Genomic DNA, 21,234 nt, shown 5'->3' on the forward strand with positions numbered 1-21,234 from the left:
ATTATTGCGAGGCATCCGTGGCGCCGCCGGGCATAACTCTCCGATCGTCCCGTCCCACCTGTCAAACCCTTCCCCACCTATCCGACCACCTTACTTACGGATTTCGCCCGAATGTTTCGAACCGCCCTGTTGGCTGTTGCCATCGCCGTTGCTTTTTCGACCACCTCGCCAGCCAGCACTGCATCGGCCGCCGAGATCGTGAGCTACCGCTGTGAAAAGTGGAAGACCCGCCACGAGCACGACGCTAAGCAAGTTGACCAAATTGTCGATACGCTCAAGAAGCTGAAGTGTGAAGTGCAGAAGCACGAGCACAACGGACACGCGGACATCAAGTACCGCTGCCCAAAATGGCTCGAGCACAAAGCGAAGACTCATGAAGACGCTCATAAGCTAGAAGCTTGGCTGAAGGCTTTGGGTTTTGAAACAAAGCATCAACACTGATGTCGGTTCCGCCGACCGCCGCCATCGGAGCTGCCATGCAAGCGGCCAAGCTAACTGCAAAGTTGGCTGGCAAGGTTGCCCAGGAATCAGCGGAGATGGTCGGTAGCTTTGCCGACGTGTTCGCTAATTCGGACGAGTCGGCGGAGGTGAGTGGCGTCGCGGCATCGTCTGAATCAGGGGGTGCCTCGATTGGTGCAATTCTGGATGGCTTGATCGAGCAGCTCGGTTTAACGACCGAACAACCGATGGCGTTGCAGGTCGACGACCACGACCAGATCCAAGTTCTTCCTGCTGATGGTCAAGAAGGCACGGCAGCGGACGCGACCGAGCGGATGCAGTTGCAGTCGCATATTAATAGTTCGCCATCGCTTCGTGCTACCATCGCGTCGTTGCTGTAAGGGAAGTCGTAGTAGCCGATGGTCTCTTCGACGCCAGGGTTTTGGCTTCACGCCTCAGCTGGAATGTTCTTTTGCAGTTGATGATTCGGCGAGGCTGAATCGTTCGGGCGGTTGGCGAGGCAGCGAGTCGTTCGGTGACTTGGTGTTTCGCCTGGTGAAGTTTGAGTCGAAATCCGAAGGGTCGCAAACAAAGGCCAGTGGAAACAAAGGCCAGTGGATCCGATTATGCTTGCGGCGTTTTGCCGTTGTCGTGTTTGATCGTGAAGCCTTCGCCGGGTTTCAACTTCGGAACGCAACCGATAGGTTTGATCGTTCAACCCTTCCCCATCTTCCCTCCGCGAGAGTGACCTTTCGATGATTCAATCCGCCATTACAGTCAGCCTTGTTGAAGAAGCACGCGGCGGCCCCTTTGTTTACTGGAACGGACTTGAAGATGCGTTCGATCAGGCGGCCAAGCTCGGCTTTGATGCCGTTGAGATTTTCGCTCCTGGTCCAGATGCCGTTTCGCACGATCAGCTAAAAGCGTTGACCGAGCGGACTGGGCTGAAAGTGGCTGCCGTTGGTACCGGTGCTGGGATGGTCAAGCACGGTCTCAGTCTGACGGATCCGGATGCGTCCAAGCGAAAAGCGGCTCGAGATTTTGTGCGCTCGATGATTGACTTTGGTGGTCCGGTTGGCGCCCCGGCGATCATCGGGTCGATGCAAGGGCGATGGGGGGGCGATCTTACTTTGGACGGCGCTCTGGATTACCTCGCTGAGGCTTTGGATGAGCTCGGTCCTCACGCGGCGACTTACAACGTGCCGTTGATCTACGAGCCGCTCAATCGATACGAAACCAATTTGATTCGCACCGTTGCCGAGGGCGTTGATTTCTTGAAACGGCTAAAGACCAACAACATCAAGTTGCTGGCTGACTTGTTCCATATGAATATCGAAGAAGCCAATGTTGCCGATGCGCTGCGTCAGGGTGGCGATGCGATTGGGCACATTCACTTCGTCGATTCCAACCGGCAGGCTGCGGGATTGGGGCATACGGATTTTGTACCAATCATCGAAGCTCTTCGCTCGATCGGATATGATGGCTATTTGTGCGCCGAAGCGTTCCCGCTTCCTGATTCTGACACCGCCGCACAGAAAACCATCGAAGCCTTCAAGAGCCTCTTAGCGTGAGCCAACCTGAATCAGCACCTCAACCCGATTCGTCTGACGCTAGTGTTAGCAAGGACCTTCAGTATGTTTGCCGGTATGGCAGCATGCGACTGCTTGGCGTGATGACCGCCAAGGAGGCGTTTCGCTATGGCGACGAGGTGGTGATTCGTAGTGATCGGGGAACTGAAATCGCAACGGTGTTGTGTGAAGCAACACCGGCCGCAATCGGTGGTCTTCGCGAGCCAACCGAAGGCCGGATCCTGCGAAGACTTGATGGCACCGATCGAGGTGACTGGTCGCAAATGTCAGCGATGACCCGGCGCGACCTGGATGCGTGTCAGCCTCATGTCGATCGGCTTCAATTGGCTATGCAGCTTATCGATGTCGAGCGAGTCTTGGGCGGTGAGCGAGTTGTCGTTTATTTTGTTGCCGAAGGGCGAATCGATTTTCGCACGTTGGTGAAAGCACTCGGCCAGGAGTTTCAGACCCGTATTGAGATGCGTCAGATCGGCATCCGAGATGAAGCGAAGTTGCTTGCCGATTTTGGTGATTGCGGACAAGAGGTTTGCTGCAGTCGCTTTCTTAGCAAGATGCCACCGGTGTCGATGAAGATGGCCAAGTTGCAGCGGGCGTCACTGGATCCCACAAAGATCTCGGGACGGTGCGGTCGCTTGAAGTGTTGTTTGCGATATGAGTTTGATACTTACGAATCGTTAGCTGAAGATTTGCCGCCGATTGGAAGCAAAGTTCTGACTCGCGATGGCAAGTGTCATGTCGTTGCCCAGGATATTTTGGCGGGGCAATTGATCGTCAACACCGAAGACAAACGCCGAATCATGATTCCCGCCGGTGATGTCGTTGAAGTGCTGGTGGTCGGCGAAGGTCCATCGGCGGGTGGGAAGAAGAAGCGGAAGCGATAGGTTTCGTGTTTCTTTCACGCTTGCAAATTCGCATCACGGCTAGCGGGTGTTGTTGTGACCTGCCCTCTTACTTTGTTTCTCAACCAAGAAGATATTAAAGATGAGTAACCTCGATTCCATATTGGAAACAGCGGTTGAAGCCGCGAAGGTCGGTGGCGACATCTTGCGGCGGTATTTCGACGATGGTGTTTCGATTCGTGATAAGTCAGCCGGTGGAGGTAAGTCGTATGACTTGGTCAGTGACGCGGACGAAGAGAGTGAAGCAGCGATTGAAGGCCTGCTTCGATCGCGCTACCCCAGCCATGAGTTGCTTGGGGAGGAGTCACTGCAGTCCGGCGATGCTTCGGCAGAACACCTATGGATCATTGACCCGTTAGATGGAACTAATAACTTTGCGCATCGCATCGAGCATTTCGCGGTATCAATCGGTTACTACGAAAATGGTGTGGCGATGGCCGGTGCGGTATTCAATCCCGTAACGGACGATTGGTATACCGCGACGCGAGGCGGCGGTGCCTTTCGGAATAGGAAGCCGGTCTCGGTCAGTCCGGTCGGTACTTTAGGGCAAGCCATGATTGGTTGCGGGTTCTATTACGATCGTGGCGAAATGATGCGATCGACGTTGGCTGCGATTGAAGAATGCTTCTCGCACGACATCCATGGAATCCGGCGTTTTGGGACCGCATCATTGGATTTGTGTATGGTCGGTTGCGGCAAGTTGGATGCATTCTTTGAGTATCAATTATCGCCATGGGATTTTGGTGCCGGAGCGTTGTTCCTTACCGAGGCGGGAGGAACGATCACCAGTGCAACGGGCGACCCGCTGCCGATTGAAAAGTCGAGCGTTTTGGCCAGTAACTCGGCGTTGCACGCAGCAATGCTAAAGATTGTTGCAAAACACGCGTGATGTGACTGAGCTTTCCGCCATCGTCTCCCACGGGCGATTGATTTTCACTAGACTATCAGTCGGACCGAGCCAGTTGATGTCTTTTCCGCCATCTGCATTGCCCCTTTCAGGGTGAGCTTGCCGCCCCGGTTGAGTTAGCTCGATCGAGCGTAGTGTGCGAGCGGCAGTGAGTTGTGTTGGAATGAGGCGTCGTCGGCTGAACTAGCCAACTGTGCTGTCTATCGAATCATTCCCCCACCTCCTTACCTGCCCCACCACTGTCATGTCTCAATCTTCTGAATCTGGCTCGATCGACCACGTCCTAACTGAAGAGCGATTGTTTGATCCGCCGGCGGAGTTCACTGACAAGGCCGTCATTTCAACCAACGAGCAATACGAAAAGCTGTACGCCGAAGCGCGTGACAATCCGGATCAGTTTTGGGGCGAACAGGCGAAGGAACATTTGCATTGGTTTGAGCCATTCGATCAGGTTTGCAAATGGGAAGCACCCAATGCGGAGTGGTTTGTCGGTGGCAAGACGAACGCTTGTTACAACTGCGTGGACGCCCATGTGGAAGCCGGACGCGGCGATAAGTTGGCGATCATTTGGGAAGGCGAACCTGGCGACACTCGCACGCTGACCTATCGTCAATTGCAAACCGAAGTCGCAAAGTGCGCCGAAGGTTTGGTTGAGTTGGGGATTGGTACTGGCGATGTGGTTAGCATCTATATGCCGATGACGCCCGAATTGGCGATCGTGATGTTGGCCTGTGCTCGTATCGGAGCAATCCATTCAGTGGTCTTCGCCGGCTTCAGCGCTGAATCGATCGCCGATCGAAACAATGATGCGTCGGCTAAGTTGATGATCACGTCGGATGGTTTGTATCGCCGCGGCAAAGTCTTGCCCTTGAAACGCACCGTCGACGAGGCGTTGGCAAAATCACCCACGGTCAAGACATGCTTGGTGCTGCGACGGACCGGTGGAGACGACACGCCCATGCAAGAAGGCCGCGATGTTTGGTGGCACGATGTGATCGAAAAGCAACCCGGCACGCTGCCCGCCACTCCACTGGATAGTGAAACGCCACTGTTCATCCTGTACACATCGGGAAGTACCGGTAAGCCGAAGGGAATTTTACACACTACCGCCGGGTACAACTTGTGGGCTAAGCGAACATTCCAATGGGTGTTCGATCATCGTGAAGACGACATCTATTGGTGTACGGCCGATTGTGGTTGGATCACCGGTCACAGCTATATCGTCTATGGACCGTTGGCCGCGGGTGCCACTTGCTTGATGTATGAAGGGGCGCCGAATCATCCGGCCGAAGATCGGTTCTGGGATTTGGTTGAAAAGTACAAGGTCACCATCCTCTACACGGCACCAACCGCCGTTCGTGCGTTCATCAAGTGGGGTGACGAGCACGTTGATAAGCATGACCTATCCAGCTTGCGATTGCTGGGCAGTGTTGGTGAAGGCATTAATCCAGAAGCATGGATGTGGTACCACGAAAAAATTGGCGGTGGTAAGTGCCCTATCGTTGATACTTGGTGGCAAACTGAAACGGGCGGCATCATGATGAGCCCGTTGCCTGGAATCACGCCCACCAAGCCAGGTTCCTGCACCAAGCCCTTACCAGGCGTCGTGCCTGCGATCGTGGATGAAATCGGCAACTTGGTTGATAGCCAAAGCGGTGGCAAGTTGTGCATCGCTCAACCTTGGCCTGGCATGCTTCGTGGAATTTATGGTGATGAGAAACGATTCGTTGAGCAGTACTGGGCTGACGTACCTGGCAAGTATTTAACGGGTGACAACGCTCGTTGCGATCAAGATGGCTACTACTGGATCATGGGACGGATCGATGACGTCATCAACGTATCGGGCCACCGTCTCAGCACCATTGAGGTCGAGAGTGCACTGGTTTCGCATCCTGATGTTTGCGAAGCCGCTGTGGTCGGACGCCCCGATGATTTGAAGGGCCAAGCCATCGCTGCCTTCGTGACGACCACCGGTCGCGAATGCAACGACGAGTTGCTTAAGGAGTTGAAGCTTCACGTCCGAAAGCAAATTGGTGCCCTGGCGCAACCGGATGATATTCGCTTCACTGCATCGCTACCCAAAACACGCAGCGGTAAAATTATGCGTCGCTTGTTGCGAGATGTGGCCGCTGGTCGAGAACTAGCGGGTGACACTTCGACTCTGGAAGACCTTGCATCTCTGGCCAAGCTACAGCAAAAAGACTAGCTCTAGGAGGCCGACGTCCTCGAACCTTGCTATGCCATTTCGCCATCAATCCGAAACGCCGGCGACCTCGTCAACGCATCTCGAACGCTCGACGAGTCGGCGTTTTTGGGTTTGCGTGGCGTTAGGCTTTTTGGTGTTGGTGCTCGTTCCCATGTTTTGGGTTTTTGGGCGAGTCAATGAGTCGTCCAAGCGGCTTTGCCAACATGCCTTGCAATCGGTGTTGGAAGGAAACGTGGCCCGGCTTCGCTTCTGCATTCTGACGTTGCAGAAAGAGGGGGCGCAGCTAGCGACGAGCCCGGTTGTCGAGCAGTTCGTCCGTGTCGAATTGGCTGCTAGAGAGTCATCGAACTCGGGATCGGCAAATGGTGGTCCTATCGCCGACGACGCGCAGCGCATCGAAGAGTCTCGCGTTGAGCAGTTGCGCATCGAGCGATTACGCAGCGAGGTGCCCAATCGCCGCGAAGCAGTCGGTTGGGTCGTGACTGATTCGGACGGGAAGGTTATCGCGGCGGACCGCGACGGTCGGCTTGGTGAACAGTGTCCGTGGACCGGAGTGGACCGTAGTCGATTGCAGGTCGGCGAACCCACCGTTGTGTTGCCTGACTACGCTGCTGGGACTTTCGACTTGGGATGCATGTTTGCACTTTCACCGATTCTTGATGACCGCAACGGGCAATTTGACCTGATCGGTTCAGTAGGTTGGGTGATCGATCCGCGTGGTTATCTAAGTGATATTCTGGTGACCACGCCTACCGATGCGACATGTTTGTTTGATCGCAGCGGACGTCTGCTGACGCGAAGTCGCTTCGAAGATCAATTCACGGACATGCGACCGAACCAGCCGACCCGGGCCCGAAGCCCCTGGTACCCTACGCATCTTCGTGAGCCCGGCGTCGACTCTCGTGCATCGGGTTTGAATTTGAATGCTGAAGCGCTCGCCGAACGTCCGTTGACCAAGATGGCGGATCAAGCGATCCGGGGGTCAGCTGGAAGCGATACCCAGGGCTACCAAGATTATCGCGGCGTGAAAGTGGTGGGGGCATGGCGTTGGTTGCCAGACCTGGATGTCGGGATTGCTACGGAGATCGATTGGACAGAGGCGTTCCGTTCGATCAACTTGTTGAAGTGGTTGATCGCGGGCACGTTTGGTGCACTATCGATTGCCGGAATCGGCATGGCGGCGTTGGTCGCGTTGTCGGACCGGTTGCGTCAGCGTTTGAGTGACCGAGATCAAGACGTGCGGCATCTTGGTCAATACGAACTGACCGAGTTGCTTGGTGCGGGCGGGATGGGGGCGGTGTACCGTGGCAAGCATCAGTTTCTTCGGCGTGATGTCGCCATCAAGGTGCTCGAAGGCGAACAGTTGTCCCGGCAATCGATTGCCCGATTTCGTCGAGAGGTTCAACTGACATCGAACCTGCGACATCCCAATACGATTGCAATCTATGACTACGGCCAAGCTGAAAATCTAGGTGGCGCTGGTTCCTCATCGAAAACCGACACTAACTCCGGGGCGGATTCCGCATCGCGGAACAAGCGATCGCCGTCTCAGGTCGAGCATGGAGTTTTCTACTATGTGATGGAATACATCGATGGGATTTCGCTTCAGCAGTTGATTGATTTTTATGGGCCGCAGTCGCCGGAGCGGACGATCCATTTGTTGCGCCAGATTTGCGGTTCGATTGCGGAAGCTCACGAGGCGGGTTTGATCCACCGCGACATCAAGCCAGCGAACATTTTGTTGTCCGCGAAAGCAAGCACTTTCGATCACATCAAAGTGTTGGACTTCGGCTTGGTGAAAGAACTGAATAAAGCGGACGATACTTTGGCGTTAACGATGACGCGATCGGATTCGATGACCGGGACGCCACTGTATATGGCGCCCGAGACCATTCGTGATGCGACTCAAGCGAGTCCAGCGGGCGACCTTTATTCGATTGGTGCTGTCGGGTATTCGTTGTTAACCGGCAAGTCGACCTATGAAGGGGAATCGGCGATTGATTTATGCTTAAAACAGTTAGAGCGACCACCGGTTTCACCGGAAGTGCGGCTGGGACGTCCGCTGCCTCAAGGTTTGCAGGATGTCATCATGAAGTGCCTTTCTCGGCAACCTGAAGATCGTCCGGCGTCCATTGCTCAGTTGTTGCAAAGCCTTGAATCGCTCCCCGAGGCGGCAGCATGGAACCAGGCTGATGCGATTGATTGGTGGGAGAATGTCTTCGAAGCGAACCGGCAAAAAACACCGGTCGAAACGAAGGCAGGCACAGTCGCGGATCGACCGCTTGAGGGTGTTTCGTGACCTGGATGGTATTGACGCTTGTGTCCGCGTCTCTGCTAGGGGTTTACGATGTCGCAAAGAAGGTTTCGGTTCGCGCAAATGCGGTGCCCATCGTTTTGCTGATGAGCGTCAGTGTTGGTGCGGCGATTTGGTCGGCCATGTTGGTGTATCAAACGCTGGTAGGCAACCAAGGTTTGCCGGCATGGTTGGTTGTGGATCCCATTGATGCAACTAGCCACGGTTTGTTGGCGATGAAGGCTGTCCTGGTTGGGACATCTTGGACACTTGCGTTTCATGCTCTGAAGGCGTTGCCGCTCTCGATCGCCGCGCCGATCCGATCGACCAGCCCGCTTTGGACGCTCTTGTTAGCGGTCGGGTACTTGGGTGAACGGCCGACGATGCAGCAATGGATTGGAATCGCCGTCGTGCTGATTTCTTTCTGGGCCATGTCCGTGGTTGGGCGGAAAGAAGGTATCCGGTTTGCGACCAATCGAGCGGTGTTTGTGATGATCGGAGCCACCGTATTGGGCGCGGTCAGTTCGATCTATGACAAAGTGTTGTTGCAGGAATACGAATTTTCACCCGCTACGGTGCAGGCATGGTTTAGCGTTTATTTGTTGCCTGTCATGATTCCGTTGGCGTGGAAGTGGTGGCGAGATCGTCAACGCCCGGGGACAGACCGATCGACGCACGCGTTTGAATTCCGTCGTTCGATTTTGTGGATCAGCCCGCTCTTGCTGGCAGCCGACATGGCTTATTTCACTGCGTTGGCGGACCCCGATGCACTGGTGTCGATCGTATCATCACTACGACGAACCAGCGTTCTAGTCGCGTTGATTGCCGGTAGTCGCATGGTCGGTGAACAAAATCTGAAGCGGAAAGCGATTTGCGTGCTAGGGATCCTGTTCGGAGTGTTTTTGTTGCTGCTATAGTGTTTGATTATGCAACACGTTGAAGTCAAAGTTCACGAGTCGATCGCGACTCTGTTAATCGACCGTCCGGAAAAGCACGGGGCGCTGAGCCCTGGGTTGCTGACCGATCTTCGCCAAGCGATCAGCGACGTCCACCAAGAAAAGCGGGTGCGTGCCGTGATCTTGACTGCCCACGGCAATAACTTTTGCAGTGGTGTGGATATGTCGGTTTTAAAAGCGATCGGCGACCTGCCTGAACGCGAGCAGCTCGAACAATGGCTGACGTATTGGCGTGACCTCGCGGAAACCTGTGAAGAGATGCTGCGGTTCCCCAAACCGTTGATTGCGGCGGTCGATGGGCACGCGATTGGCGCGGGTTTCGCCATTGCTTTGGCTTGCGACATGATCGTTGCGTCTAACCGAGCGGTGTTTTCAGCCCAAGCCGTCCGGCATGGTTTGGTGGGTGGGATCACTACGGCTTTGTTAGCGTTTCGAACTCAGGCATCTCTGGCGGCGCGGATGAGCCTAACCGGGACGGAAATGAAAGCCGATGAAGCGGAATCGGTAGGCCTGCTTTGTCGACCACCCGTCGCCAGCGAACAGGTTTGGATTGCGGCGACGGAAACCGCCAAACAGGCCTCGCTCGGATCGCCCCAGGCTATTCAAGCCACTAAGCGATTGCTCAACGAAACAATCGGTGAAAATTTGATGACCCAGATCTCGGCGGCAGCGGCTGATAGTGCAACGGCTTGCACAACGGAATCTGCTGCAAAAGGGATCGAGGCGTTCGCTAGTAAGAATACGCCTAGCTGGTAAATTGGTATTGCTGGGCCAGCGGATCGAAACGCGTCGGTTGCTTAGAAAGTTCAGATGATTCACGTCTGGATAATGTAGGAACCCGCTTAGGCATGCCACTTGCGTCACGCCACTTACGTTAGGTTCAGTGCTCGTTTCGACACCCATTCAATTTCGTCGCCTACCATCGAACCTCTTCATCCTGCAACTCTCTTCCACTTGCAATCCTTTTCATCCCGCTAGGACTTTCATGAAAGATTTACGATCCTTCGTCCGCGATATTCCTGATTACCCCAAACCAGGAATCCTGTTCCGCGATATCACTCCGCTGTTGGCGGATGCCGAAGCACTTAATCGTGCAATCGACTTGATGGCCGAGCCGTTCTTAGATTCCGGTGTGGAAGTGGTTGCGGCAGCGGAAGCTAGAGGTTTTATCTTCGGCACGCCGCTTGCGATGCGATTGGGTGCTGGGTTCGTGCCGATTCGCAAGCCTGGCAAACTTCCCTTTGATTTGCACTCGTTCGCCTACGAACTGGAGTACGGCACCGACGAACTGCAGATTCACGTCGATGGCATTCAGCCTGGCCAAAAGGTCTTGATTGTAGATGACTTGCTTGCCACCGGTGGAACGATCGAAGCCTGTTTGCGATTGCTTGAAAAGTGCGAAGCCAAGATTGTCGGCTGTTCGTTCTTGATCCATTTGGAATCGTTGGGCGGTGCCGCTCGGATGGAACCGTACGACGTGCATGCTGTGTTGCGATATGACGGTGACGACGGCGAAGGGGAACTCAGTATCCAGAATCGCCAGCCCGGACCCAGTGTCTAAATGAACGACACTGAATTCCGAGTATTGATTGTCGATGACGAACCGAATATCCGATCCGGTTTAGCGAAGGGACTGGTGAAGGAGGTGGATGTTATCGACGTTGCGGCGGATCCTCACGAAGCGTTGGCGAAGTTCGAAGAAACTTCGCCACACCTCGTGATCGCAGACGTTCGTCTGAATAGTGACATTGATGGAATCGAGTTGGTGCGACGGATGCGTAAGTTGCGTCCGTCCGTCGCGGTGATTGTGATCACTGCCCATGGTACTGTCGAAACGGCGGTCGATGCCATGCGAGCGGGCGCGTTTGATTTCATCGCCAAACCACTGGATTTGAACCTGGTTCGACAACAGGTCCAAAAGGCTCGCCAGCATTTGGAGTTGCGAGCTGAAAATGTTCAACTGCGTAGCCGTTTGGCGGATGCTGGTGAACTGTCGGGGATCATCGGGAACTGCGCCGCGATGCAGGACGTGCTTCATCAAATCCGGCAAGTCGCCGCGACCGAAGCGACCGTGATGATTCACGGCGAGAGCGGGACAGGTAAAGAACTGGTCGCTCGAGCATTGCACGATCTGAGTGATCGCTCTAACGGTCCCTTCGTTGCGGTTAATCTAGGGGCGATGCCAGAAACGCTTCTCGAAAGTGAGCTGTTCGGACACGAAAAAGGCTCCTTCAGTGGAGCGTCTCGTCAAAAACCGGGTTGTTTCGAACAAGCGGCCGGCGGCACATTGTTTTTGGACGAAGTCACGGAGATGTCACCGAAGAGTCAGGTGGATCTTTTGCGAGTTTTGGAATCGCGACGTTTCAATCGAGTCGGCGGCGAGCAGATTCTTGAGGCGGATGCTCGTGTGGTTTCAGCGACCAACAAGTCAGTCGTCGAATTGATCGAAGAAAACTCGTTTCGAGAAGACTTGTATTACCGACTTAATGTCATCCCCATTGAAGTGCCTTCGCTGCGACAGCGACGCGACGATATTCCATTGTTGATCGAGCATTTCTTGCAACACTTTTGCACACGCCATCGACGCCCACTGAAGCATGTTGCTTCCGAAGCGATGCGAACACTTGTTGAGAATCAGTGGCCGGGCAACGTTCGCCAACTGCGAAACTGGGTTGAGCGAATGGTGGTCACGCACACCGGCGATATTATCGATGCGGATCAGTTGCCTTCGGAGGTTCAACTGGCGAGCAAAACAGCTTCATCGAATGCACGAAACTTATCGTACGGTTCGCTTGCTGAAGCGGTTGAGGCCACTGAGCGAGAAGTCATCGCAGCGGCCTTGGAAGCTTGTGAATTCCATCGCGAAAACACCGCGAAGCGATTGGGTGTCAGCGTGCGTACGCTGCATTACAAGATGGGGCGTCACGGTCTACATTAGCGACTGGGGACGGGCACTCCGTAACCGCTTCAAGCGGCATCGGTAATTGTGTTGGCATTTTTCAATGGGTGAGTCAATGGTATCGGTCGAGTCCTTGTTGTGTAATTCTTGCGGAGCCCCGCTGGATGTTCCTGCATCGGCCAACTTCGTTCGGTGCAACCATTGTCAAACCCAGTTGCATATCCGGCGCGAATCCGGAGTGACGTTTACAGAGAACATCGAAAAACTCACACAGACAACTCAGAATCTGACTGATCAAATTGCCAAGCTAACCGCCCAACAAAAAGTCGCGGATTTGGATCGCAACTGGGAACGGGAGCGGCAAGATTTCATGATCACTGGGAAGAATGGCACCAAGCATCTGCCGGAAAGCGGTTCGGCTGCGATCGGTGCGTTGATTGTCACCGTATTCGGAATCTTTTGGACCATCATGGCCTTTGGGATTACTTCGAACAGTCCGTTTGGTGGTGCCGGTATCTTTCCATTCTTTGGAATTCTATTTATCGGTTTTGGACTCTTCAGTGCCTTTCACGCCCATCAAAAAGCGGGTGAATATCAGCGAGCAAAGGCGAAGTACAACCGCGAACGATCGGCGCTTCGTCGCCAAGTTGAGCAGCATGAAAAGACCAGTCGCTAGCTAATCTTGGGGCTCAAGGAGCCGAGCGAAACGATTCGAGCACGGCCTGCGGCTTCACCGACTGGACTTGGTTGATCGCCATCATGCTGGATTGTCATCGCGTCCCGCAAACGCCACCAAGTTGCGATCTGGTGCGGGAGTGCTTGCCAACAGTCCGTTTGTTCCGCAACGTATTCCAGGAAGCCTTGGTAGACATCCAACCGCGATGGTGTATCCAGATAATCGGGATGGGTCACAAGCATGGCCATGCCCGCGACGGTGCGAAGGAGTTCGAACTTGCGGATCCAAGTGTCGGGCGTGGTTTCACCGAGCGAAACCAGCAGCGTGTGATCTTGCGGTAAGGTGTAGGGAAGTTCGACAAACTTACCTGCGATAAATGGCCACACACCGCCAACGCCACCGGGCATCGCCTGGAACGGATCGACATCAAAGCAGGAAGCGTCATAGTCCACGTTGATCGCTTGCAACCAATCGAGATCGCGGTGGACCATCGGGGCGCGAAAGCCAGTCGAACCATAGGATTCAATGGCTTGGTTGATCGGGCCGGTTCGCTTGTCAAAAGTTCTTTTTGATTCAAAAAGACGTCCGTCGTGGTTGTAGCCATGCACACCGACTTCGTGCCCTCGTTGCGTTAAGTCACGCAGCAAGCCGTGGTCAACTTTGTACTTGTATGGGATAACGTTCCAAGCGGATCGAAGTCCGTACCGTTCCTCCAGCTTGGCCAGTTTGTCGATCAAGCCAAAGCCAATATTTGTTTCCACATCGTGAGTTAGCGACGACGCAATCTGGAATTGGTCCGGCCAAGGATGGATGACGGATTGTTTGGGATCGATTTGAACCGCGGTTTGGAAGTCTTTTAAGAATTCAGTGGGAATGTACCAATCCGTTGGCGTTTCCAGCGATTGGTTGCGTCCCCGCTGGAGCCATTGCCGCATGGGAATCGGAATGAACGGGCGTAGTTTGTAATACAGGCGGAACTTGGCTGATAGAACGGCCTGTTCACGGTCTAGCTCGAAGTGTTGTTGCATCACTTCGCCGGCCTGACCTTCGAAGGCAAACCGGAGGGGAATATGGGGAGACGCTGGATCAAGCATGCGCTAGATCTCCAGCCAGTTCGATCGCCTTAGGGGCTTCGTCACGGTTGTGCAGGGAGGCATCATCCGCGATTGCCTGGTTGATTGTTTTGGTTAACGCATCAGCGAGTTCGTCAACGAAGGGGCTGACCATCATGCCGGCGGGATAGGCTCGCATACGATGCACTTCCATGCCCCCAGCCGCTTGGAGTTCTTCACCCATATGGCATTTGTAATCACGAGCCGGTCGGAAGTGGACATGCTTGCCCGGATAGACCTTTGGCACATATTGTTCGCAAAGTTCATCGTGCTTACGCCACAGATCATTGAAGTTGACTAGCTCCTTTGGTTTCACTCTTTTCTTACGTGAGAAGAACGACTTGAGCGATCCTTTCCAAACCGACGTTCGGATTTTTAACGCATGCCACTTTGCAGCCAAGAAGACCTTTTTGTCCGGTGCATCCAATAGCAAGAAATTGCGAAGGTGGAAATCGATTCGTTGCCGCCCGTAACCCAATTGTGTCATCAGACTTGGGTTGGTCGATGGGGCAGTCGCCCAGTTGTAGGTTTCGATCATTCCCAGCATGGCGACCCGTTCTCCCAGAGCAATCAACTGGTGCGCAATCTCCAGGGCAACGGTACCGCCAGAGCAGTAGCCAATCAAAATGTACGGTCCATGAGGTTGCACGTCACGAATGTCGTTGACCATCCCGGCGCAAAACTCTTCCAGCGTGTCTGGCAACGCTTCGCCGTAGATCCCGGGGGAATCAAGACCATACAAGGGTTGATCTTCGCCCAGACGATCGGACAGTTCGTGATACACACGTGTGAATCCATCCGCTGCGGGCGTGCAGAAGATCGGTGTTCGAGTCCCTTCGGGCTGGATTTCAACAAGCGTCGACATGGCGTCGCTTGTGGGAGGATAAGCCTTGGTGTATTTCGACACGCCGGTTGGTGTTGCGGCGGGCACGGAGGTCGGGGCGGCCGACTGGTTATCGAACAGACTCAGTAAGCCGTTTTTTTTTTCTTGGCCGTTGGCTTCGCGAGCTTCGTAAGCCGCGATGCTGGTCGCTTCGTCCACCGCATCGGGAAAGAAGCCACCGCGTCGGATTTCCAGACAACTGTCTTGGATCGCGTTAATAACGAACTCTACGTCTTCGTCGGTATGTTCCGTTGAAAGGAAGCAGTTATCGCCCCAGCCGCGTGTGAACACGCCACGGTCTAGCATGTGGAAGTACAGCATGTCGGCGTACTCCAAATCCGGTGGGAACATGAACCGGAACTGTGACGCGAATTGCGCGACGCGAATCGGAAACTGTTCGTGCTCGAAGAAGGTGTTCAGCGTTTCGACCAAGTACGTCGTGCGATCGGTCAAGCGTTGTTGAAGCTGCGGACCTTCTTGTTTGATCTTTTTCAAGATCTCGTTGGCGGCCACGATTCCGAGCGGGTGACGTACGAACGTCCCCGCGAAGAACGTCATGTCAGCTTCGGGTTCGGAGTCATCGTCATAACGCCATTGACCGCCATCGAGTGCATCCATGTATTCAGGCGATCCGGCAAGTGCTCCAATCGGCATGCCACCACCCAGGATTTTGCCGTAAGTCGACATGTCGGCCCAAACGTCGAAGTACTCTTGGGCCCCGCCCTGAGCAGCACGGAACCCAGTGATCACCTCGTCCATGATCATCGCCATGTTGTTTTCGCGAGTGATCCGGCGAACTTCGTGCATGAACTCTTTAGGCTGCAGGAACGGATCGGCGCTCTGCACCGGTTCGATCAGTACCGCAGCGATGTCGTCAGCTTCTTGTTCGATGATTCGTAAGGCTTCCGGTGTGCCGTAATCTAGGACAATGGAATTGTCCGCGAACATTTGTGGAACACCCGGGGCGGCTGGTGAAGAAATCCGGCGTTGCCCAACGGAAGTTGAGCGACACAGCACTTGGTCAAAGTTGCCGTGATAGTCCTTGTTGAAATAAACGAACTTGGATTTGCCGGTCACGGTGCGGGCCAAACGCAGGGCTGCCATGACAGCTTCTGATCCGGTGTTGCAGAACGTGACACGCTCCTTGCGAGAAAACTCGCAGAGCATCTTGGCGACTTCGCCCGCGATGGGTGATTGAGGCCCGACCTCGACTCCGCGGTCAAGTTGTTCGTGGATTGCCTTGGTGACAAAGTCAGGCGATTGACCGAATAGGTTTAGCCCGAAACCCATCGCGATGTCGACGTATTGGTTGCCATCTATATCGCGTAGCTTGCAACCTTTGGAATGCTCCACCGCGATCTGGTAGACCATTGATTTCCAGATGCGGCGATAGCCAGCGACGCCACGTGGATCGGCGAAGTGGGGTCGGTGCTTCTCGGCTAACTGACGCGATTTCGCGGTGCGTTTGGTGAAGCGATCCATGAACTGATTCAAATGTTCACGCTGACGATCGGTCAGTCCATTGTTCAAGCCTTTGCGAACGGGCTTGTATGGTCCAAAGCGTTCTCGCTTGGTGACTGGCTTGACCGCTTCGGCAACGCCTTCGGGGACTTCGCTGTAAGCAATATCGCAGCAATCGGTTTCGCATGTCGAACCGGTTTCATCGGTGATCGCTGGGACGGTCGATGCTGTGGATGTTTGAGGAGCCGATGTTTGATCCATGACTGCCGGTGCGAGATGCGTTGTGGGATTCGCGGCCGGGGTGGCGATTGGGGCCGAAGCAGGCACCCCACTCAGCATTGCCAAGTGTTGAGCCATCAGTTGGTTCTGTTGCAGGATGATTTGCTCGATGGCACTTCCGGCCGCGATTGGGCTCATGCCCGCTGGATTGGCGGGAGCGGGTGGAATGACAGGAGCAGCCGTGAATACCGGTGGTGCAGCGGGCGGCAACGTAGTGGCAGTAACGGCTTGAGGTGCTGGCGTAGTAGTAGGGCTAGTTGGCGTTGACGTTGTGCCGGCAGGTGTCGTCGCAGCGGATACCTGGCCACTGGGTTGACCGTTCATTGTGGCCGAACCGCTGCCATTGAGCGAGGCAAGCTCGTTGCTCGCTGGCTGGTGGCTGGTGGCTGGTGCTGCCGCGGGTGAGACTGCTGGTCGTGGAGTCGTTTGTTTGGGTGTTGAAGTCACCGGGGTTGGCGCAGACGCAGCGGCTACCGCTTCCACTTTCGCCGTCGCACCAGCGGGTTGTTGTTCCACTAAGTGTGGGATCAATGCGTCGATTGATGTGATCTCTTCGATCAATTGGCGGAAACTCACCTTCACCGAAAAACGTTGCTTGATTTGTTGGCTGAGTTGAATCAGGAACAAGGAATCGAAGCCGAGTTCCATGAACGTGGCATCGCGATCGAGATCGTTGATGTCGTATCCCGTGCGTTCGCGTAGTAGCGTCGCAAGAACGGATTCAACTTGTACAAATCTTGGGTCTTGACGATCCATGTTTTCAAACTCCCGAAGTGTTTTCAGAGGAGGAGGTTGGCGTTGCTTGCGACTGGCGTAGAAGTGCCACTTGTCGGGCCATCATTTCCATCTGTTGAGTGATGATGGTATTCGCAAGGATGCTGTGTGTATGTGGATTGGGTTGGACGCTCGCGACGATTGACGGATCAGCGGTCGCTGAATTCGTCGGTGAATCAATCGTTCTGGCATCGAGGTCGTCGGCTACGGATGAAGACGTCTCAACCGATAGCGTGGGATCTGCCGCGTTGTTCGTATTGAAGTTCGACGTGGAAGTTTCGGCTGCCTGCTCGAACTCCGTTTCAAAGGAGTATCGCTCACGTTGAAAACGATAAAGCGGCAAGTGAACGCGCCGCCGAGCCTCGTCGCCATAAATCGCTGCGGTGTCGAAGGTAACGCCGGCCTGCCAAAGTTTGCCGATCGTGGTTGCTAGGAATCGATCGTCTGCTTCGCTTTGCTTGACATGTGGAAGCGATGGCAAGACATGGTGCCGCTTAGGGTCCAATGGTTGTTGTCGGGCCAGCGTGCTCAAGGCATGATTGGGACCGACTTCTAGCAGGACGACCTTGCCGGACTGGTTAGCAAGTACTTTCGCGAGTGCGTCCGAGAAGCGAACGGGTTCGCGAATTTGACGGGCCCAGTAAACCGGATCGGTAGCGGTTTCGTCGCTCATCATCTCGGCCGTGACCGAAGACATGATCGGCAAGAGCGGTGCGTTCAGTTTGACCTTGCGAACCTCGGCTTCAAATGGCTCGATCGCCGCGTCCATCATCCTTGAATGAAACGCGTGGGATGTCTTCAGCATTCGGCAAGCGATGTCTTCACCGTGCTTGCCTGATTCTAATTCCGTGGTGAAGTTCTCGACTGCCTCGGTCGGTCCTGAGGCAACACAAAATGCGGGTCCATTGATTGCAGCGATCTCTAGCGTTTCCGGAAGAATCGATTCAACCTTTTCAGCGGGAAGCTGAATGGCAACCATCGAACCACTGGGCAGGGCTTGCATCAGTCGGCCACGAATCGCGACGAGTCGCGCGGCGTCTTCCATCGACATCACGCCGGCGATTGCCGCCGCCGCGAATTCACCAACGCTATGGCCAATCATGATAGCGGGATCAATTCCTAGCGATTGCCAGTAGCGACCCATGGCGTACGAAACCAGGAACAGTGCGGGTTGGGCAATCTCGGTTTGGTTCAAACGCGGTGAACGCGGGAAACCATCCGCTGGGAACAACAGCGACCGTAAGTCCACACCTAAGTGCGGCGTCAGGCAGTCGACGCATGCGTCAAAGTGTTTCGCAAATACGGGCTCGCAGCGGTATAGATAGCGAGCCATGTTGGCATGCTGAGATCCCTGGCCGGGGAATAGGAATGCGACCGGTGTTTCGCTGCCACGATGGTCACTGGTGACGCAATCCTTGGCACTGCGACCTCGTAATATGTTGGCCGCTTCAGCAGCATCGCTAGCAACGATGAAGCGTTTGTGTCGGAACGATTGGCGACCAACCTGCAAAGTGTAGGCTGCGTCGGCGAGGTTGGTCTCGGGGTTCGACTCGAAGAACTCAGCGAGGTCGTCGGTCATTTCTTCGAGTGCCGCTGGTGACTTAGCGGATAATCGTAGCCAATGGTTTCGTCGACGTGATTTCGCCAGCGGTAACTCAGGTGGCTCTTCCATGACCAGGTGTGCGTTCGTGCCACCAACACCAAAGGAGCTAACGCCCGCGCGGCGAGGCAACGCGTCGGTGTCCCAATCATTCAGTTCCGTATTGACGATGAACGGGCTATTCTCAAAATCGATTTTGGGGTTGGGTGACTTGAAGTGGAGCATCGGCGGAATCTGTCGATTCTTCAACGCCATGCTGGTCTTGATCACGCTGGTTACGCCGGCGGCAACATCGAGGTGTCCGACGTTCGTTTTTAGCGAAGCGATACGGCAAAATTGTTTCTTGTCGGTGGTGTCGCGGAACGCCTCGGTCAAGGCTTGGACTTCGATCGGATCGCCGACAAGCGTGCCGGTACCATGAGCTTCGACGTAGCTGATCGAATCCGCTTTAATGCCAGCGCGGGCGTGAGCCAAACGAATTGCGGTTGCTTGCCCCGACACGCTGGGCGCTGTGTAGCCCATTTTGTCGCCGCCGTCGTTGTTAACGCCCCATCCTTTAATGACGGCGTAGATTTCGTCCCGATCCGCAACGGCATCGGAAAGTCGTTTCAGTACCACCGCACCGACGCCATCGCCAAAGATGGTTCCACGTGCTTCGGCATCGAACGTCCGGCAATTTCCATCCGGCGAGATGATGGAGTCCTCGGTGTGCAGGTAGCCTTGTTCTTGCGGGAACGTCGCCGTCACACCGCCGGAAATAGCCATGTCGCAGGAACCCGAGACAAGACTCTCACAGGCTTGTGAGATTGCGACCAGCGATGTCGAGCATGCTGACTGAACCGCAACGCTGGGACCGCGTAGGTTCAGTTGGTAAGCAACGCGTGTCGCCAAGTAATCTTTGTCGTTGGAAATTTCGGCCGTCAAACTGCCGCCGGGATAAGAGTCCGCGAGTGAACGGCGGAATTCTTCGTCTGCTGCGATGCGGGTGAACACATACGTGTTCATGTGGCAGCCTGCAAACACCCCGACACGACCTGGAGCAGCGTCAGGGACGTAACCAGCATCTTCCATTGCATGCCAGCACATTTCTAAAAACAGACGGTGCTGGGGATCCATATCGATCGCTTGCTTTGGGTAGATCCCAAAGAATTTCGCGTCGAAGTGATCTGCATCTTTGACAACGGCCGCTTTGGCAACGTAGTTGGGTTGATCTGGAAGCGAACTGCACGACCGCGGTTGCACCGATGTGACGCCACTAACTCCGTTGACTAGGTTCTGCCAGAACTCTCGCGAATCAGCAGATCCAGGAAAACGACCGGCTAAGCCAATGACGGCAACTGAATGTTGGTCAGTGCTCATGCGCGGGCGGTCTCCATCTCCTTGTCCGCGTGCGTTTTCGGCGGTGTCGGGCTACAAGTCATCACAACCGATTCACCGGCGGTTAGCTCATCGCCTACCTTTACCTTGACTTCTAAGTCAGACCGATAAGCAATTAGCAAGTCAACTTGTGAACCAAATTTAATCATGCCTACTCGCTGGCCTTGTTCCAGTGTCTGCCCCTCTTGCACGTAGGGAACAATCCGGCGAACCAAACGAGAAGCAATTTGGACGATGCCGACTTTCAGATTGTCATTTTCGAAGACCATCAACGTGCGCTCGTTTTCCAGCAATGCGTGGATGTGTTTGAGCGACAAGAACTTGCCGTGGATCGGTTCGAGCATCTTCACGACACCGGCGATGGGGCTGCGGTTGACGTGAACGTTTAAGTAGTTCATTGCAATGCCGATTTGTATTCCCTTTTCAGGGATCAGGTCCGCACGCGAAAATTCCGATAGTGGAATCGTGTTGTCGTTCTTGACGGCAAACGGGAATCGACCGTCTTCGATCTCTTTGATGTAAACGACGGTCCCGTCGGCAGGCGATACAATCAGCCCTGGATCGTTAGGCGGATTCCGCTCAGGATCACGGAAAAAGAAAAACATGATCGCGGCAACGGACAAAACACCGCCCAGCACGACCGTGCCAAACGCCACCAGGACCGCAGGCACACCCGGAATCGTTTGTGTGGCTGCGTAGACCAATCCCGCACCAACCGTCGCGATGAATAGATTCCACGGGACGTAGTGTTTTTCCTTCAATTCCCACTTCCGTGCTGGAAGTGAGAGGAAAATGAGAAGCACGACGAAAGTTGCGAGTGCCAGGAACATAGCGGGAATTCAGGGTTGGGAAGAGATTAGTCGGGGCGATGGGAGCGGTCTAAAG

General features: G+C 54.7%; 16 protein-coding genes. 12 read left to right on the forward strand and 4 right to left on the reverse strand.

The genetic code is table 11. The features are described from left to right. Nucleotides 1-111 precede the first annotated feature (111 nt). From ACR3ZL_RS08415 to ACR3ZL_RS08470, 12 genes are all read left to right on the forward strand, one after another. Entirely contained in the window at nucleotides 112-441 is a 330-nt protein-coding gene (locus tag ACR3ZL_RS08415; RefSeq protein WP_473648324.1) for a hypothetical protein, read from the forward strand. Then, nucleotides 441-839: a hypothetical protein gene (locus tag ACR3ZL_RS08420; RefSeq protein WP_473648323.1), complete on the forward strand. Its 399-nt coding sequence runs from the start codon at nucleotides 441-443 to the stop codon at nucleotides 837-839. The genes ACR3ZL_RS08415 and ACR3ZL_RS08420 overlap by 1 nt, the downstream gene beginning before the upstream one ends. A gap of 354 nt (nucleotides 840-1,193) precedes the next feature. Continuing rightward, complete coding sequence (locus tag ACR3ZL_RS08425) at nucleotides 1,194-2,009, forward strand: TIM barrel protein (protein ID WP_486173367.1); 816 nt, start codon at nucleotides 1,194-1,196, stop codon at nucleotides 2,007-2,009. Continuing rightward, a complete protein-coding gene (locus ACR3ZL_RS08430; protein WP_486173368.1) occupies nucleotides 2,006-2,908 on the forward strand; it encodes a PSP1 domain-containing protein in 903 nt (300 codons plus the stop codon). Before ACR3ZL_RS08425 ends, ACR3ZL_RS08430 begins: the two co-directional genes overlap by 4 nt. Before the next feature lie 100 nt (nucleotides 2,909-3,008). Continuing rightward, complete coding sequence (locus tag ACR3ZL_RS08435; RefSeq protein WP_473648319.1) at nucleotides 3,009-3,815, forward strand: inositol monophosphatase family protein; 807 nt, start codon at nucleotides 3,009-3,011, stop codon at nucleotides 3,813-3,815. Between the two features lie 262 nt (nucleotides 3,816-4,077). Next, complete coding sequence (gene acs, locus ACR3ZL_RS08440) at nucleotides 4,078-6,039, forward strand: acetate--CoA ligase (RefSeq protein ID WP_473648318.1); 1,962 nt, start codon at nucleotides 4,078-4,080, stop codon at nucleotides 6,037-6,039. 31 nt (nucleotides 6,040-6,070) lie between these two features. Then, nucleotides 6,071-8,338 (forward strand): serine/threonine-protein kinase, encoded by a 2,268-nt coding sequence (locus tag ACR3ZL_RS08445; RefSeq protein ID WP_486173369.1) that lies wholly within the window; start codon nucleotides 6,071-6,073, stop codon nucleotides 8,336-8,338. A 5-nt stretch (nucleotides 8,339-8,343) separates the two neighbouring features. Then, nucleotides 8,344-9,249, forward strand: coding sequence for an EamA family transporter (locus ACR3ZL_RS08450; protein ID WP_486173574.1), 906 nt, complete (start codon nucleotides 8,344-8,346; stop codon nucleotides 9,247-9,249). A gap of 9 nt (nucleotides 9,250-9,258) precedes the next feature. Continuing rightward, complete coding sequence (locus tag ACR3ZL_RS08455; protein ID WP_486173370.1) at nucleotides 9,259-10,044, forward strand: enoyl-CoA hydratase/isomerase family protein; 786 nt, start codon at nucleotides 9,259-9,261, stop codon at nucleotides 10,042-10,044. A gap of 229 nt (nucleotides 10,045-10,273) precedes the next feature. Continuing rightward, entirely contained in the window at nucleotides 10,274-10,849 is a 576-nt protein-coding gene (locus ACR3ZL_RS08460) for an adenine phosphoribosyltransferase (protein ID WP_473648312.1), read from the forward strand. Next, entirely contained in the window at nucleotides 10,850-12,226 is a 1,377-nt protein-coding gene (locus ACR3ZL_RS08465; RefSeq protein ID WP_473648311.1) for a sigma-54-dependent transcriptional regulator, read from the forward strand. It begins immediately after the preceding gene. A gap of 64 nt (nucleotides 12,227-12,290) precedes the next feature. Beyond that, entirely contained in the window at nucleotides 12,291-12,863 is a 573-nt protein-coding gene (locus tag ACR3ZL_RS08470) for a zinc finger domain-containing protein (RefSeq protein ID WP_486173371.1), read from the forward strand. Here ACR3ZL_RS08470 and ACR3ZL_RS08475 read toward each other — a convergent pair. The 4 genes from ACR3ZL_RS08475 to ACR3ZL_RS08490 are packed head-to-tail and all read right to left on the reverse strand — an operon-like array spanning nucleotide 12,860 to nucleotide 21,179. Beyond that, complete coding sequence (locus ACR3ZL_RS08475; RefSeq protein ID WP_486173372.1) at nucleotides 12,860-13,957, reverse strand: polysaccharide deacetylase family protein; 1,098 nt, start codon at nucleotides 13,955-13,957, stop codon at nucleotides 12,860-12,862. The genes ACR3ZL_RS08470 and ACR3ZL_RS08475 overlap by 4 nt on opposite strands. Continuing rightward, complete coding sequence (locus ACR3ZL_RS08480) at nucleotides 13,950-17,354, reverse strand: aminotransferase class III-fold pyridoxal phosphate-dependent enzyme (protein ID WP_486173373.1); 3,405 nt, start codon at nucleotides 17,352-17,354, stop codon at nucleotides 13,950-13,952. The genes ACR3ZL_RS08475 and ACR3ZL_RS08480 overlap by 8 nt, the downstream gene beginning before the upstream one ends. A gap of 4 nt (nucleotides 17,355-17,358) precedes the next feature. Next, nucleotides 17,359-20,331, reverse strand: coding sequence for a type I polyketide synthase (locus tag ACR3ZL_RS08485; RefSeq protein ID WP_486173374.1), 2,973 nt, complete (start codon nucleotides 20,329-20,331; stop codon nucleotides 17,359-17,361). Further along, nucleotides 20,328-21,179 (reverse strand): phosphatidylserine decarboxylase, encoded by an 852-nt coding sequence (locus ACR3ZL_RS08490; protein ID WP_473648298.1) that lies wholly within the window; start codon nucleotides 21,177-21,179, stop codon nucleotides 20,328-20,330. The genes ACR3ZL_RS08485 and ACR3ZL_RS08490 overlap by 4 nt, the downstream gene beginning before the upstream one ends. Nucleotides 21,180-21,234 lie beyond the last annotated feature (55 nt).

The organism is Rhodopirellula sp. J20-39 (assembly GCF_057365095.1).

What these genes read in the sequence shown, in the direction of transcription:
- ACR3ZL_RS08485 (WP_486173374.1), bottom strand. Translation starts at nt 20,331, where the DNA reads ATGAGCACTGACCAACATTCAGTTGCCGTCATTGGCTTAGCCGGTCGT.
- ACR3ZL_RS08480 (WP_486173373.1), bottom strand. Translation starts at nt 17,354, where the DNA reads ATGGATCGTCAAGACCCAAGATTTGTACAAGTTGAATCCGTTCTTGCG.
- ACR3ZL_RS08425 (WP_486173367.1), top strand. Translation starts at nt 1,194, where the DNA reads ATGATTCAATCCGCCATTACAGTCAGCCTTGTTGAAGAAGCACGCGGC.
- ACR3ZL_RS08455 (WP_486173370.1), top strand. Translation starts at nt 9,259, where the DNA reads ATGCAACACGTTGAAGTCAAAGTTCACGAGTCGATCGCGACTCTGTTA.
- ACR3ZL_RS08450 (WP_486173574.1), top strand. Translation starts at nt 8,344, where the DNA reads ATGGTATTGACGCTTGTGTCCGCGTCTCTGCTAGGGGTTTACGATGTC.
- ACR3ZL_RS08490 (WP_473648298.1), bottom strand. Translation starts at nt 21,179, where the DNA reads ATGTTCCTGGCACTCGCAACTTTCGTCGTGCTTCTCATTTTCCTCTCA.
- ACR3ZL_RS08445 (WP_486173369.1), top strand. Translation starts at nt 6,071, where the DNA reads ATGCCATTTCGCCATCAATCCGAAACGCCGGCGACCTCGTCAACGCAT.
- ACR3ZL_RS08420 (WP_473648323.1), top strand. Translation starts at nt 441, where the DNA reads ATGTCGGTTCCGCCGACCGCCGCCATCGGAGCTGCCATGCAAGCGGCC.
- ACR3ZL_RS08475 (WP_486173372.1), bottom strand. Translation starts at nt 13,957, where the DNA reads ATGCTTGATCCAGCGTCTCCCCATATTCCCCTCCGGTTTGCCTTCGAA.
- ACR3ZL_RS08435 (WP_473648319.1), top strand. Translation starts at nt 3,009, where the DNA reads ATGAGTAACCTCGATTCCATATTGGAAACAGCGGTTGAAGCCGCGAAG.
- ACR3ZL_RS08470 (WP_486173371.1), top strand. Translation starts at nt 12,291, where the DNA reads ATGGGTGAGTCAATGGTATCGGTCGAGTCCTTGTTGTGTAATTCTTGC.
- ACR3ZL_RS08465 (WP_473648311.1), top strand. Translation starts at nt 10,850, where the DNA reads ATGAACGACACTGAATTCCGAGTATTGATTGTCGATGACGAACCGAAT.
- ACR3ZL_RS08460 (WP_473648312.1), top strand. Translation starts at nt 10,274, where the DNA reads ATGAAAGATTTACGATCCTTCGTCCGCGATATTCCTGATTACCCCAAA.
- acs (WP_473648318.1), top strand. Translation starts at nt 4,078, where the DNA reads ATGTCTCAATCTTCTGAATCTGGCTCGATCGACCACGTCCTAACTGAA.
- ACR3ZL_RS08415 (WP_473648324.1), top strand. Translation starts at nt 112, where the DNA reads ATGTTTCGAACCGCCCTGTTGGCTGTTGCCATCGCCGTTGCTTTTTCG.